Source organism: Oceanospirillum linum (assembly GCF_001995095.2).
GTDB lineage: Bacteria > Pseudomonadota > Gammaproteobacteria > Pseudomonadales > Halomonadaceae > Oceanospirillum > Oceanospirillum linum.
Genome location: NZ_MTSD02000141.1, coordinates 1 through 425 on the forward strand (window position 1 = coordinate 1; position 425 = coordinate 425).

1 pseudogene is annotated in these 425 nt (G+C 43.1%); it reads right to left on the bottom strand.

From position 1 onward, the window contains the following. Positions 1-376 (bottom strand): annotated as a pseudogene (locus BTA35_RS17020) (EamA family transporter); the annotation flags it as partial. Positions 377-425 lie beyond the last annotated feature (49 nt).

Consider the following 425-nt stretch of genomic DNA (forward strand, 5'->3'; position numbering starts at 1 on the left):
ACTCAACCTTATGCAAATGCTGTCCTTTAATCACCCCATTGATAATCATCGTAAGTTGTACAGAGCCGAATAGCACCAGAGCACCTATACCAGTATCCAAATTAATATAAGCAATGGAAAAGGCTATCGCATAAAGAAACAACATAAATGCCGCCCCATAGCGCAAAGCAAGAGAACGAGACACAGAAAGGGGTTTAGGATGAGAGCGACGTAAAAAAAGCAAAGCCAAAGACAGCATCAAAATGCCAGAAAACAAACGAATCAAGGTAAAACTGACCGGATCAATACTACCATCCCCAAGCGCCAGCCGACACAGCACCGAGTTGGCAGCAAGTGCCAATAGCGAGAAAAACGTAAGGGTTAGCATTTTGAACATAACAGGCTCTTGAGGTTTGTGGCGATCAAGGTATTGAGCACTATAATAT